The sequence below is a fragment of the Actinomadura soli genome (genome assembly GCF_005889715.1).
Taxonomy (GTDB): domain Bacteria; phylum Actinomycetota; class Actinomycetes; order Streptosporangiales; family Streptosporangiaceae; genus Spirillospora; species Spirillospora soli.
In genome coordinates this window covers 1-673 of sequence record NZ_VCKW01000605.1, presented here as the reverse complement: position 1 = coordinate 673, position 673 = coordinate 1, and the positions used below count along the sequence as shown (strand labels likewise).

General features: G+C 78.5%; 1 protein-coding gene. It reads left to right on the top strand.

Going from position 1 to position 673, the window contains the following annotated elements; translation table 11 throughout:
* Nucleotides 1–673 (top strand): sirohydrochlorin chelatase (locus tag ETD83_RS43420; RefSeq protein WP_171064762.1); only part of this gene is annotated, 673 nt, incomplete at both ends.

Here is a 673-nt window from a genome sequence, read left to right as displayed (position 1 = left end):
GATCCTGGCCGTCCCCGGCCCCGCCCGGCGGGCCGGCGCCGAGCCCGCCCTGGAGCTGGCGCGGCTCGTCGAGATCGAGCACACCGGGCAGCCCGCCCGCGTCGCCTACCTGGAGGGTGACGAGGCGAACCTGCACACCGTCCTCGCCGGCCTGCACCGCGACCCGGACGAGCTCGCGGCGGTGGTCGTGCCGATGTCCACCGGGCCCGACCCGGCCCTGGACGCGGCCCTGCGGCACGCCGTGGCGGCCGCCCCGGCCAACGCCGTCGCCGCCGAGCCGCTCGGCCCGCACCCCCTCATCGCCGAGGCCCTGCACGACCGGCTCGCCGACGCCGGCCTCGCCCGCGCCGACCGGATCAGGCTGATGACGATGGTGACCGCCGCGTCCGGCGTCATCATCGCCACGCCCGGCGACGCCGCCGCCGTCCGGCAGGCCGAGGTCACCGGCGTCCTGCTCGCCTCCCGGCTCGCCGCGCCCGTCTTCACCGCCTCGCTGAACGACGACGCGTCCGTCAAGGCGGCCGCGGAGCAGCTCCGCGCGGCGGGCGCCACGTCCATCGCGCTCGCCCCGCACCTGATCGGCCCGGAGCCGGACGCGGCCCGCGTGCCGTCCGCCGCGGCCACGGTGGGCTGCGCCTACTCCTTGCTCCTATACCCCTCCTCAGCTAGCCGC